The following is a 12,880-nucleotide window of genomic DNA, read 5'->3' as shown; positions in this document are numbered from 1 at the left end:
CCTCCCGTTCGAGCGGAGCCGGGAGGGGGGAGGCACCTCGCCAGCGCCGGGCCGCGCCAAGCCGTGCGGTGCCCGGGACGCCGGGCCGCGCGCCCCCGGCACCCGCACCCGGCGCCGCCGAGGCACCGGTACCGTTCACCCCCATGCGCACCATCTTGATCACGGGCCCCGGCGGCAGCGGCCGTACCACCGTCGCCGCCGCCACCGCGCTCGCCGCCGCCCGGCAGGGCACCCGCACCCTGCTCCTCGGCGCCGACCGCGACGACACCCTCGGCGCCGTGCTCGGGATGCCCACGGGCGGCCCCGCGCCGATCACCGTCGAACCCCGCCTCACCGCCTGGCGGCCCGACGCCGCGAAAGGGTTCCGGGACGACCTCGTCGCCCTCCAGGAACGCGCCGCCTCCGCGCTCGACCTCCTCGGCGCCGGCCGCCTCGACCCCGAGGAACTCACCCCCCTGCCCGGCGCCGACGAACTCGCCCTGCTGCGTGCCCTGCGCGACGCCGCCCTCGCCGAGGGCCCCGATCACCACGAACTCCTCGTCGTCGACCTCCCGCCCGCGCCGCGCGCCCTCGCGCTGCTCGCCCTGCCCGAGGAACTGCGCCGCTACCTGCGCCGTCTCCTCCCGCCCGAGCGGCAGGCGGCCCGCGCCCTGCGCCCCGTCCTCGGCCGGCTCGCCGGCGTCCCCATGCCCGCCGAGGCGCTGTACGAGGCCGCCGCCCGCTGGGACCTGGAACTCGCCGCCGCCGAGGCCGTCGTCGCCGACCGGAACACCGTCGTGCGGCTGGTCGCCGAGCCGGGCCCGGCCGGTGCCGACGCCGTCCGCTCCACCACCCTCGGCCTCGCCCTGCGGGGCCTGCGCACCGACCTGCTGGTCGCCAACCGCGTCCTGCCCGAGGACACCCCGGCGGACAGCTGGCTCACCGGCCCCCTCACCCAGCAGCGCAAGACGCTGGAGGAGTGGCAGGGCGCGTACGACGTCCGCGCCGTCGCCCACCTCGGACGGGACCCGCGCGGCGGGGACGACCTCGCGGCGCTCGACGCGCCGGACGTCAACCGGGACGTCCCCCCGGTCGAGTGGCCCGTCACCGACCGGTTGGCCGAGGACGGCGTGCTGGTCTGGCACCTCCCGTTGCCCGGCGCCACCCGCGACGAACTCGACCTGGTCCGCCGCGGTGACGAACTGGTCGTCACCGCCGGGCCGTTCCGCCGGATCGTCCCGCTGCCGTCCGCGCTGCGCCGTTGCACGGTCGACGGGGCCGCCCTGCGGGAGGGCACGCTCGCCGTCCGGTTCGCGCCGGACCCGAGGCTGTGGCCGCGGAGCCGCTGAACGCGCCGCACCCGTTCGGGTAACGTCGTAAGGACGAACCGTAGTCAGGAGTCCGTCATGAGCGAAGAGCTCCCCCCGTCCGAGGCCCCCCGCCCCGACGAGGCCGACGCGGTCGACGAGGCCGGCCAAACGCGACCGGCCGACGCCGACGCCTGGGCGACGGCGTGCGCCGAGGACCTGGAGGCGGAGAAGGCCCGCCGCCGGGCCGAGTACGGGCCGCCGCCCGGCTCGGCCGCCGAGGAGCTGCGCCGGCTCGTCGACACCGTCGCGGACAAGCTGTCCGGCCTGCAGTCCCCGCTGCTCGGCCAGGTCGCCGGACCGGCCGCCCAGCAGGTGGTCCGGCAGGTCGTCCAGCAGGCCAAGGCCGCCGTCGAACCGGTCATCGAGCGCAACCCGGACGTCTTCGACCACCTCGCGGCCGCCGGCGGCGAACTCCTCGCCGCCTACCGCTCCGCCGTCCAGAACCAGGAGCGCCGCTGGACCGCCGGGACCTCGGCGGACGAGCCGCGCGACCCCCGCGACCTGGACGAACCGCGTGACGACGGAAGCGACACCGGACGCGACGACGGCGACGAGGGCACCGGCCCGGGCCAGCGCATCGACTTGGACTGACACCGCCCTCGGGTACGGTTGGCCATAGCGGGGCTCGACCGAACTGAGGGATTCATGGGACTCACCATCGGCGTCGACATCGGCGGCACGAAGATCGCGGCCGGCGTGGTCGACGAGGAAGGCAACATCCTCTCGACCCACAAGGTGCCGACCCCCACCACGCCCGAGGCCATCGTGGACGCCATCGCCTCCGCGGTGGAAGGCGCACGCGTGGGACACGAGATCGTCGGCGTCGGCATCGGCGCCGCCGGTTACGTCAACCGGCAGCGCTCCACGGTCTACTTCGCGCCCAACATCGACTGGCGCCAGGAGCCGCTCAAGGAGAAGGTCGAGGCCCGCGTCGGCCTCCCGGTCGTCGTGGAGAACGACGCCAACGCCGCGGCCTGGGGCGAGTACAAGTTCGGTGGCGGCAAGGGCCACCGCAACGTCATCTGCATCACCCTCGGCACCGGCCTCGGCGGCGGCATCATCATCGGAAACAAGCTGCGCCGCGGCCACTTCGGCGTGGCCGCCGAGTTCGGCCACATCCGCATGGTGCCGGACGGCCTGCTGTGCGGCTGCGGCTCCCAGGGCTGCTGGGAGCAGTACGCCTCCGGCCGCGCCCTCGTGCGCTACGCCAAGCAGCGCGCCAACGCCACCCCCGAGCGCGCCGAGGTGTTGCTCGCGCTCGGCGACGGCACCCCCGACGGCATCGAGGGCAAGCACATCTCGGTCGCCGCCCGCCAGGGCTGCCCGGTCGCCGTCGACTCCTACCGCGAGCTGGCCCGCTGGGCCGGCGCGGGCCTCGCCGATCTGGCCTCTCTCTTCGACCCGTCCGCCTTCATCGTCGGCGGCGGCCTCTCCGACGAGGGCGACCTGGTGCTCGACCCGATCCGCAAGTCGTACAAGCGGTGGCTGGTCGGCGGCAACTGGCGCCCGGTAGCCGACGTGGTCGCCGCCCAGCTCGGCAACAAGGCCGGCCTGGTAGGCGCGGCCGACCTGGCCCGGGAGCCCGACCCGATCATGTAGGCGACGGCGCCGCAAGTCCCCGAGGGGCGCGGGGCGGAGCCGATGTGCGGCTCCGCCCCGCGGGCGCGACAAGCCACGTACGACCGGCAGTCGTCCGCGAACCTCGCGCCCGAGCCGTAAGGCGCCCGACCGTCCGGTCCCGTAAATTGACCGCATGGCAACGTCCCTCCAGCCGCTCCCCAACTCCCGCACCGAACCCGACGGTTCCGCCGTCATCCGGGTCCTCAGCTACAACATCCGCTCGATGCGCGACGACACAGACGCCCTCGCCCGGGTCATCGCCGCCTGCGCCCCGGACCTCGTCCTCCTCCAGGAGGCCCCCCGCTTCTTCCGCTGGCGCAAGAAGCTCACCCGCCTCGCCGCCGCGTCCGGGCTGGTCCTCCTCTCCGGGGGCGGCACCGCCGCCGGGCCCGCGCTGCTGTGCTCCCTGCGGGCCACTGTCGAGCGCACCGAGGACGTGCTGCTCCCGCTCACGCCCGGCAGGCACCGCCGGGGCCTCGCCACCGCGGTGGTCCGCATCGGCGGGGCCCGCCTCGGCGTCCTGAGCTGCCACCTGTCACTGGAGGCGGGCGAGCGGTACGAGCAGGCCGGCCTGCTCCTCGACCGGCTCGCCGGCCTGGGAGTGACGCACGCCGTGGCGGGCGGCGACCTGAACGAGCGACCCGGCGGCCGCACCTTCCGGCGGCTCGGCGACGGCCTGCGGGACTGCTGGACGGCCGAGCCCTGGGGCAGTGAATACACCTTCTCCGCCACCGGTCCCGACCGGCGCATCGACGCGGTCTTCGTCACGGAGGGCATCGAGGTACTGGGCTGCGGCGTACCGCTGGGGCTCCCAGGCGTGGCCGAGGACGATCTGAGAGCGGCCACGGACCACCTCCCGGTCCTGACCGCCCTCCGCGTACCCGCCGCGTCCGCGAGCTGACAGGCCGCCTGCACGACCCCGCGGGTCGAGACCCCTGGGGCCTGTCTGACAAATCCCGCCTGCCCCGCGAGGCCCTAGACCACCGCGCCCCGTCCCGGATCGTCGTCGTCCTCGTCGCCCGTCCGCATCCGCATGACCAGCGTGGCGAAGCCGCCGAGGAAGCCGCCGATGCTGAGGGTCTGCAGCCACCAGGTCATGTCCCAGCCGAGCACCACCGCCAGCAGGAGCAGCACCGGACCGCCGAGCACGCCCAGCCAGGCGAACTTCGCGGTGGGGTCGCCCTCGGGAAGCGGCGGCGGCTCGGGCGGTACGAAGTGGCCCTCCTCGTCCTCGCCGAGACCGTCGTCCTTGCCCGGATCGTCGTCCGAGGGCTCGGCCAGGGAGTGGTCGCGCGGGCCGACACCAGGGGCGAACGCCACGGAGCCGCCCAGGGGCCGGGCGGAGGCCGGGCCGTCCGCGGCGGGGCGGTCCGGCTCGGGCTTGTCGTCGTTGGTCTCGTTGGTCTCCGGCTCCAGCAGCGCCAGGTCTTCCACCGACTTGAACGGCTTCGCGCCCGGCGGGTCCGGCGGCTCGTCCCCGTACCCGGCGACGATCGCGGCCCAGACGGCGTCCTCGTCGATGGGCACCCCCTGCTCCTCGGGCGCCGCGCGGTCCGCCGCGCGCTCCGGTCCCTCGCGGTGCTCCCGCTCCCGCTCCAGGTCCCGCTCCTCGCGGTCCTCGCGGTCGGAGTCGTGCTCAGCCACCTGCGGCCGTCCCTTCCTTGCCGAGACCGGGCTCCGGCTCCTTGCCGGAACCGGGCGCGAGCCGGCCGATGAACGCGACGCTCTCCGCGAAGATCCGGTCCGCATCGTGGTCCAACGTCGCCACGTGGTAGCTCTGTTCCAGCAGGATCTCCGTGACGTCCGTCGACGACACCCGGCCGAGGATGCGGGCCGAGTCGGCCGGCGGCACCACATGGTCCTGCGGACTGCGCAGCAACAGCAGCGGCTGGGTCACCTGCGGCAGGTCGCCGTCGGTGAGACGGAAGAACGTACGCAGCGAGTGCGCCGCGTGCAGCGGCACCTTGTCGTACCCCAGCTCCGAGCTGAGCGGCTTGGCGATGTCGCTGGCGATGCCCTTCGTCGCGGGCAGCAGATGGCGCAGGACCGGAAGGGCGTGCTGGGCCACGCCGTGCATCCGGTTCGCCGGGTTGACGACCACGACGCCCGAGACCGCGTCCCCGTGCCTGGCGGCGAGCCGCAGGGCCAGCGCGCCGCCCATGGACAGACCGGCCACGAAGACGCTCGCGCAACGCTCGCGCAGGGCACGCAGCTCGCGGTCCACCTCCGCGTACCAGTCCTGCCAGCCTGTGACCTGCATGTCCTGCCAGCGCGTGCCGTGCCCGGGCAGCAGCGGCAGCGCGACGGTCAGACCACGCGCGGCGAGGTACTGGGCCCAGGGGCGCAGTGACTGCGGGGAACCGGTGAAGCCGTGGCAGAGGAGCACGCCGACCTCACCGCCCTCGTGGCGGAACGGCTCGGCTCCGGGCAGGACCGGCACGTCTCGGTCTCCTGTCGTCAGGGGGCCGGCACAGCCGGCACGGCGGGTGCGGTACATGCGGGTGCGGTATGTGCGGGCGCCGTACACGCGGGTGCGGTACTCGCGGGTACTTCACCGTACGCGACCGAACTGACACCGACCAGGGCCGTCGGGGCCATTGACGGTGCCCCGGGATAGGGTCTGACCCACAGACACAGGAGGCACTCGCTTGTTGTACGGCGCGATGAAGGTCACCGTCGGGGGTTCGCTGAAGCTCGCCTTCCGGCCCTGGGTGGAAGGTTTGGAGCACATCCCGGCCGACGGCCCCGCCATTCTGGCGAGCAACCACCTGTCGTTCTCCGACTCGTTCTTCCTGCCGGCCGTCCTCGACCGCAAGGTGACCTTCATCGCCAAGGCCGAGTACTTCAACACCCCCGGGGTCAAGGGCAGGCTGACGGCCGCCTTCTTCAAAGGGGTCGGCCAGCTGCCCGTGGACCGCTCCGGGGCACGCGGCGCGGGCGAGGCCGCCATCAAGAGCGGCATGGATGTGCTGGAGCGGGGCGAGCTGTTCGGCATCTACCCCGAGGGCACCCGCTCCCCGGACGGCCGCCTCTACCGGGGCAAGCCGGGCGGCCTCGCGCGCGTGGCGCTCGCCACCGGCGCGCCCGTCGTCCCGGTCGCCATGATCGACACCGAGAAGATCCAGCCGCCCGGCCAGGTGATGCCGAAGCTGATGCGGCCCGGCATCCGTATCGGCAAGCCCCTGGACTTCACCCGCTACCAGGGCATGGAGCACGACCGTTTCGTACTTCGCGCGGTGACCGACGAGGTCATGTACGAGATCATGAAGCTCTCCGGCCAGGAGTACGTCGACATGTACGCGACCGCCATGAAGCGGCAGATCGCGGAGGCGGCGAAGGCCGAGAAGGAGGCGGGCAGGGCCGCGAAGGCCGCGCTCGCCCAGGCGGAGAAGGAACAGACCGCCAAGGAGAAGACGGCGGCCGAGCAGGAGCGGTCCGCCGACGACCGGTAGCGGCCGGGGACGGGCAGGGGACCGTACGGGCCGGGGACGGGGGGACATGACCAGGCGCGAGAGAGTCATGAGAATGTCGGTCGAGCAGCCGCTGTGGCGCGCGCTCGCCGGCTACCGCGTGCTCACCATGCTGTACGCGATCGGGTTCTTCACCACCGCCTACTCCGGCTTCGCCCGCCCCTGGCTCGCCGTCGCCTACTACGCCGTCCTCTTCGTCTGGACCCTGGCGACCCTTCCCAAGGTCGCGGGCGCGGCGAGCTGCACCAAGCGGTTCCTCGCCGCCGACCTCACCATCGCGCTGACCGGCATCCTGCTCACGCCGTTCGCCGACGCCCACGAACGGGTCATGGACGGCGGGCCGACCCTGCCGTCGATATGGACCGCCGGTTCCGTCCTGGCCTTCGCCATCAAGGGCGGCTGGCGCTGGGCGGCCGTCGCCTCCACCCTCGTCGCCGCCGCCAACCTGGTCGAACGCGGCAGCCCAGCCCGCGACACCGTCCACAACGTCATCCTCGTCTGGGTCGCCTCCATCGCCATCGGCTACGTCGTCGAGGTCGCTCGCGCCTCCGAGCGCACCCTCGCCCGCGCCCTGGAGATCGAGGCGGCGACCAGGGAGCGGGAGCGGCTCGCCCGGGACATCCACGACAGCGTGCTTCAGGTGCTGGCGATGGTGCAGCGGCGCGGCGCCGTCATCGGCGGCGAGGCGGCCGAGCTGGGCCGGATGGCCGGCGAGCAGGAGGTGGCGCTGCGCACCCTGGTCTCGGGCGGTCTGGTGCCCGTCTCCCGGGTGTCGGAGGACGCCGCCGAGGGCGCCCTCGTACGCGCGGTGGAGGAACCGGAGCGGGACGATCCCGACGGGCCCGTCGATCTGCGCGCCCTGCTCGCCCCGTACGCCGGTTCCCTGGTGAACCTCGCCGAGCCGGGCGCGCCGGTCCTGCTGGCCCCCCTCGCGGCCCGGGAGATCGCGGCCGCCGTGGGCGCCGCCCTGGACAACGTCCGCAAGCACGTCGGTGAGGACGCGCGCGCGTGGATCCTGGTCGAGGACGAGCCGGACGAGGTGATCGTCACCGTCCGCGACGAGGGGCCCGGCATCCCGGAAGGGCGGCTCGCCGAGGCCGAGGGCGAGGGGCGCCTCGGCGTGGCCCTGTCGATCCGGGGCCGGCTGCGCGAACTCGGCGGCACGGCCGAGCTGGTCTCGGTGCCCGGTCAGGGCACCGAGGTCGAACTGAAGGCACCCAAGGCAGTTCAGGAAACCAGCACCACCGCGCGGGGGAAGGCGGCAGACCGATGACCGAGCGACAGGAACCGATCAAGGTCATGGTGGTCGACGACCACCCGATGTGGCGCGACGCCGTCGCCCGGGACCTGGCCGAGTCCGGCTTCGACGTGGTCGCCACCGCCGGCGACGGCGACCAGGCGGTGCGCCGTGCCCGGGCCGCCGCGCCCGACGTCCTCGTGCTCGACCTCAACCTGCCCGGCAAGCCCGGCGTGCAGGTCTGCAAGGAGGTCGTCGGTTCCGACCCGAAGCTGCGCGTCCTCGTGCTCTCCGCGAGCGGGGAGCACGCCGACGTGCTGGAGGCGGTGAAGTCCGGCGCGACCGGGTACCTGCTGAAGTCGGCCTCCACCGAGGAGTTGCAGGACGCGGTGCGCCGCACGGCCCTCGGCGACCCGGTCTTCACCCCGGGCCTGGCCGGACTGGTCCTCGGCGAGTACCGCCGCCTCGCCTCCGAACCGGCCCCGGCCGCGGAGACCGGCGAGCCCGGGGCGCCCCGGCTCACCGACCGTGAGACCGAGGTGCTGCGCCTGGTCGCCAAGGGCCTGAGCTACAAGCAGATCGCCGAGCGCCTCGTCATCTCCCACCGCACCGTGCAGAACCACGTCCAGAACACCCTGGGCAAGCTCCAGCTGCACAACCGCGTGGAGCTGGTGCGGTACGCGATAGAACGGGGTCTGGACGACGCCTGACCCCTCGCGGGACAGTGGCCCCAACCACCCACCGTGGCAAAGGGGTTACGTGATGAAGGTCGGAGTACTGACCGGAGGCGGCGACTGCCCCGGGCTCAACGCCGTCATCCGGGCCGTCGTCCGCAAGGGCGTGCAGGAGTACGGCTACGACTTCGTCGGCTTCCGGGACGGCTGGCGCGGTCCGCTGGAGGGCGACACCGTCCGCCTCGACATCCCGGCCGTCCGCGGCATCCTGCCCCGCGGCGGCACCGTCCTCGGCTCCTCGCGCACCAATCCGCTCCAGCACGAGCACGGCATCCGGCGCATCAAGGAGAACCTCGCCAAGCTCGACGTCGAGGCGCTCATCACCATCGGCGGCGAGGACACCCTGGGCGTCGCCACCCGCCTCGCGGACGAGTACGGCGTGCCGTGCGTCGGCGTGCCGAAGACGATCGACAACGACCTGTCCGCCACCGACTACACCTTCGGCTTCGACACGGCCGTCGGCATCGCCACCGAGGCCATCGACCGGCTGCACACCACCGCCGAGTCCCACATGCGGGTGCTGGTCGTGGAGGTCATGGGCCGGCACGCCGGCTGGATCGCGCTCCACTCCGGCCTGGCCGGCGGCGCCAACGTCATCCTCATCCCCGAGCAGCGCTTCGACACCGAGCAGGTCTGCGCCTGGGTGACCTCGCGGTTCCGGGCCTCGTACGCCCCGATCGTCGTCGTCGCCGAGGGGGCGATGCCGCGCGACGGAGACATGGTGCTCAAGGACCAGTCGCTGGACTCCTACGGGCACGTCCGGCTCTCCGGGGTGGGTGAGTGGCTGGCGAAGGAGATCGAGAAACGCACCGGCAAGGAGGCCCGGACCACCGTCCTCGGGCATGTCCAGCGCGGGGGCACGCCCAGCGCCTTCGACCGCTGGCTCGCCACCCGGTTCGGCCTGCACGCCGTCGACTGTGTCCGAGACGGCGACTTCGGCAAGATGGTCGCGCTGCGCGGCACGGACATCGTCCGCGTCCCGATCGCGGACGCCACGGCCCGGCTGAAGACGGTCGATCCGGAACTGTACGAGGAGGTCGGTGTCTTCTTCGGCTGACCGCTGACCGCTGACCGCTGACCGCTGACCGCTGACCGCTGACCGCTGACCGCTGACCGCTGACCGCTGACCGCTGACCGCTGACCGGCGGCTCCGGGCGCGGCGCCGTATATTCGGCCCGGAGACCAGCAGCAGCCCGGAGCCCAGCAGAACGGGAGCGGTCATGGAGATCCTGGCCTTCGGCGTCCAGGCCGACGAGAAGCCCCTGATCGAGCGGGCCTTCCACGGCCACGACGAGATCCGCTGCCTCGACGTCTTCCTCAACGAGGACACCGCCCCCATCGCGGCCGGCCACGAGATCGTCTCCACCTCCGTCAACGCCGACCTCGGCGCGGGCGTCCTGGAGATCCTCGCGGCCGGCGGCACCCGGATGGTGGCCCAGCGCTCCACCGGCTTCAACAACATCGACCTCGACACGGCGGGGCGGCTCGGCATGACCGTCGCCCGGGTGTCGTACTACTCCCCGTACTCGGTCGCCGAGTTCGCCTGGACCCTCGCCATGGCCGTCAACCGCCGTATCGTGCGAGCCTCCACCCGCACCCGGGACTTCGACTTCCGCCTGCACGGCCTCATGGGCCGGGACATGCACGGCCGCACCGCCGGCGTCCTCGGCACCGGCAAGATCGGCGAGGCCTTCGCCCGGATCGCCCACGGCTTCGGCATGCGGCTGCTCGGCTGGGACATCGCCGAGAACCCCGCCTGCATGGAGCTGGGCATGCGCTACGTCCCCAAGGACGAGCTGCTCGCCCAGTCCGACCTGGTCACCCTGCACCTCCCGCTGATGGCGGAGACCCGGCACCTGATCGACGGGGCCGCCCTGAAGTCGATGCGGGACGACGCCGTCCTGGTCAACTCCAGCCGCGGCGGCCTGATCGACACCGCCGCGCTCGTCGGCGAGCTCCGCGCGGGCCGCTTCACCGGCGTGGGTCTGGACGTGTACGAGGCGGAGGCGGGCCTGTTCTTCCTCGACAAGTCCCTGGAGGCCATCGCCGACGACACCCTGGCCCGCCTCGTCACCTTCCCGAACGTCCTGGTCACCTCGCACCAGGCGTACTACACCGAGGACGCCGTCGGCCAGATCGTCGACGCCACGGTGAAGAACGTCCTCGACTACCGGGAGGGCCGCCGCTCGGAGAACGTGCTCGTACCGCGCAGCTGACCGGCCAGCTCCCGCACGATCGCGGCGCCGTTCAACGTCAGTACCGACTCGGGATGGAACTGCACCGACGCGAACCCTGCGGCGCGCAGGGCGTGCACCTCGCCGTTGTCGGCGCGGCTGACCTCCACCCCGTGCGCGGCCAGCTCCGCGGCGGTCTCGTCGTCGCAGCGCGCGGTGAAGCTGTTGTAGAAACCGACGGTCTCGCGCCGCCCGAACAGGTCGATCTCCGTCTGCGCCCCTTGGTACGGCACCTCCTTGCGCACGGTGTCCAGCCCCAGCTCCGCCGCGATCAGCTCGTGCCCGAGGCAGACGCCGAGGACACCGTGCCGGTTCTCCCGGATCACGTCGGCGGTCAGGGCGCGCAGGAAGCGCATCTTGGGATCGGCGGGGTCGGACGGATCTCCTGGGCCGGGCCCCAGCACCACCGGGCCCTCGTGTCCGAGCACCGCCTCGCGCAGCCCCGGCTCGTCGTAGCGCCGCACACTCACGGTGAGCCCCGACGAACGCAGCAGGTGCGCGAGCATCGCCGTGAAGGTGTCCTCCGCGTCGACGACCAGGGCGTGCCCCTCCAGCGCGTCCGACGGCTCCTGCATCCGCAGCCAGAACGGCGCCAGGGAGGCCCGGCGCCCGTCCAGCGCCGCCCGCACCCGGGGGTCGTCGGCCAGCTTCGGCCGCCCGGCCTCCGCACGCGGCCGGGACGGACGTACGCCCAGCGCCGCCAGCACCCCGGCCGCCTTGGCGTGGGTCTCCGCGACCTCGCCCGCCGGGTCCGAGCCCCGCACCAGCGTGGCGCCGACCGGTACCCGCAGCCGCCCGACGGCGTCGATGTCGGCGGTACGGATGAGGATGGGGGAGTCGAGGGTCTGGGCGCCGCCGGAATCCCGCCCGAGCAGCGCCAGCGCGCCCGCGTAGTAGCCGCGCCCGCCGACCTCGTGCCGCTGGATGACCCGGCAGGCGTTCTGCACCGGCGAGCCGGTGACCGTCGCCGCGAACATCGTCTCTCTCAGCACCTCCCGCGCGTCCAGTGAGGAGCGGCCGCGCAGTTCGTACTCGGTGTGCGCGAGGTGTGCCATCTCCTTCAGGCGCGGCCCGACGACCACGCCGCCCATGTCGCCGACGGTGCACATCATCTTGAGCTCCTCGTCGACCACCATCGACAGCTCCTCGATCTCCTTGCCGTCGGCGAGGAAGCGGAGCAGGTGCTCGGGGGTCGGGCCCTCGGCGGGGTAGCGGTACGTCCCGCTGATCGGGTTCATGACGACCGTGCCGCCGGACATCCGCACGTGCACCTCGGGGCTGGCCCCGACCAGCGTCCGGTCCCCGGTGTGCACGACGAACGTCCAGTACGCGCCCCGCTCGCCCTCCAGCAGCCGCCGGAACAGTGCCAGCGCGTCGGCCCGCCCGAACCCCGGGACCCGCCCCTCGTACGTCCGCCGGATCACGAAGTTGGCGCCCTCGCCGCCCCCGATCTCCTCGTCCAGCACGCGTCCGACGATCTCCGCGTACTCCTCGTCGTCGACGTCGAAGCCGCCGCCCTCGACGCGGACGTCGTGCGCGGGGAGGGCGGCGAGGGCGTCGGCGAGCGGGATGTCGTACCGCTCCTCGGGGGTCAGCACCAGCAGCGGTGTGCCGTCGTCACGGACGTCGAAGCCCCGCTCGCGGATCTGCCGGAAGGGGACGAGCGCCAGCCCTTCGTCGGGCAGGCCGGCGAGTCTGTCGTGCTCCGTCACCGGGCCGAGCAGCAGTTCCACGGTGTCGTGATCACGGCCCGGGGTGCGGCGGCGGAGCAGGGCGAACGGGCGGGGTTCGGCCAGGAGGCCGTCGAGCGGTGTCATGATCGGTGTCCCTCTCGGTCTCTCGTCGAGACTCTCGGTGGGAGGAACGGCCCGGTCGCGAGAACACCGAAGGCCGCCCCTCGGGCGGCCTTCGCGAAGTCTTTCGTTACGCGCAGTCAGTGGGCCGCCGGATGAGCGGTCCACCACCAGTTCTGGGTCGTATGCGCGAACATGCGGCTGACCTTAGCGCATCCGCCCGCGGCGCCGCGGCACGTTCCGTATCCCGGGACGTGCCGCGGTGCCGAGCGGGGTCAGACGATCATGTTGTACGTATTCCAGCCGCCGCCGATCCTGCTCCGGCTCTCGAAGGGCGCGGAGGCGCTGCCGGTGCCGCGGTAGAGCCAGAGCACGCCGTCCTTGTCGCGGGCGACCAGGTCCGGCACTCCGTCGCGGTTCAGGTCGCTCGGGCCGTTCAGCAC

12 protein-coding genes are annotated in these 12,880 nt (G+C 73.2%); 9 read left to right on the top strand and 3 right to left on the bottom strand.

Annotated elements, in window-relative coordinates:
• Positions 1-143: 143 nt before the first annotated feature.
• The 4 genes from EBH09_RS09510 (at position 144) to EBH09_RS09495 (ending at position 3,870) form a co-directional block, all read left to right on the top strand.
• Positions 144-1,328 (top strand): ArsA-related P-loop ATPase, encoded by a 1,185-nt coding sequence (locus EBH09_RS09510; RefSeq protein ID WP_121746586.1) that lies wholly within the window; start codon positions 144-146, stop codon positions 1,326-1,328.
• Between the two features lie 57 nt (positions 1,329-1,385).
• On the top strand, positions 1,386-1,940 hold the full coding sequence (locus EBH09_RS09505) for a DUF5304 domain-containing protein (RefSeq protein ID WP_121746585.1): 555 nt from the start codon (positions 1,386-1,388) through the stop codon (positions 1,938-1,940).
• Positions 1,941-1,994: 54 nt separating this feature from the next.
• Positions 1,995-2,948, top strand: coding sequence for an ROK family glucokinase (locus EBH09_RS09500; protein ID WP_031035803.1), 954 nt, complete (start codon positions 1,995-1,997; stop codon positions 2,946-2,948).
• 154 nt (positions 2,949-3,102) lie between these two features.
• Positions 3,103-3,870 (top strand): endonuclease/exonuclease/phosphatase family protein, encoded by a 768-nt coding sequence (locus EBH09_RS09495; RefSeq protein WP_121746584.1) that lies wholly within the window; start codon positions 3,103-3,105, stop codon positions 3,868-3,870.
• A gap of 74 nt (positions 3,871-3,944) precedes the next feature.
• On the opposite strand, the gene EBH09_RS09490 is transcribed toward EBH09_RS09495, so the two are convergent.
• Positions 3,945-4,613, bottom strand: coding sequence for a hypothetical protein (locus tag EBH09_RS09490; RefSeq protein WP_121746583.1), 669 nt, complete (start codon positions 4,611-4,613; stop codon positions 3,945-3,947).
• Entirely contained in the window at positions 4,606-5,409 is an 804-nt protein-coding gene (locus EBH09_RS09485) for an alpha/beta fold hydrolase (protein ID WP_121746582.1), read from the bottom strand. Before EBH09_RS09485 ends, EBH09_RS09490 begins: the two co-directional genes overlap by 8 nt.
• Positions 5,410-5,632: 223 nt before the next feature.
• Between EBH09_RS09485 and EBH09_RS09475 the strand changes: the two genes are divergently transcribed.
• From EBH09_RS09475 to EBH09_RS09455, 5 genes are all read left to right on the top strand, one after another.
• Positions 5,633-6,421: a lysophospholipid acyltransferase family protein gene (locus EBH09_RS09475; RefSeq protein ID WP_193776299.1), complete on the top strand. Its 789-nt coding sequence runs from the start codon at positions 5,633-5,635 to the stop codon at positions 6,419-6,421.
• Positions 6,422-6,467: 46 nt separating this feature from the next.
• Entirely contained in the window at positions 6,468-7,712 is a 1,245-nt protein-coding gene (locus tag EBH09_RS09470) for a DUF5931 domain-containing protein (RefSeq protein ID WP_121746580.1), read from the top strand.
• Positions 7,709-8,386 carry a response regulator transcription factor gene (locus EBH09_RS09465; RefSeq protein WP_193776212.1) on the top strand — a complete coding sequence of 226 codons (678 nt, stop codon included), beginning with the start codon at positions 7,709-7,711 and terminating at the stop codon, positions 8,384-8,386. The genes EBH09_RS09470 and EBH09_RS09465 overlap by 4 nt, the downstream gene beginning before the upstream one ends.
• 52 nt (positions 8,387-8,438) lie before the next feature.
• Complete coding sequence (locus EBH09_RS09460) at positions 8,439-9,467, top strand: 6-phosphofructokinase (protein ID WP_121746579.1); 1,029 nt, start codon at positions 8,439-8,441, stop codon at positions 9,465-9,467.
• Between the two features lie 163 nt (positions 9,468-9,630).
• Positions 9,631-10,626, top strand: coding sequence for a 2-hydroxyacid dehydrogenase (locus EBH09_RS09455; RefSeq protein WP_121746578.1), 996 nt, complete (start codon positions 9,631-9,633; stop codon positions 10,624-10,626).
• On the opposite strand, the gene EBH09_RS09450 is transcribed toward EBH09_RS09455, so the two are convergent.
• Positions 10,578-12,461, bottom strand: a complete 1,884-nt coding sequence (locus EBH09_RS09450) for an anthranilate synthase family protein (RefSeq protein WP_121746577.1) — start codon at positions 12,459-12,461, stop codon at positions 10,578-10,580. The genes EBH09_RS09455 and EBH09_RS09450 overlap by 49 nt on opposite strands.
• Between the last annotated feature and the right edge of the window lie 419 nt (positions 12,462-12,880).

It is taken from the genome of Streptomyces sp. E2N166, assembly GCF_003671715.1.
Lineage (GTDB): Bacteria > Actinomycetota > Actinomycetes > Streptomycetales > Streptomycetaceae > Streptomyces > Streptomyces thinghirensis.
The sequence above is the reverse complement of the archived record's forward strand: the minus strand, read 5'-3'. Positions and strand labels throughout refer to the sequence as shown.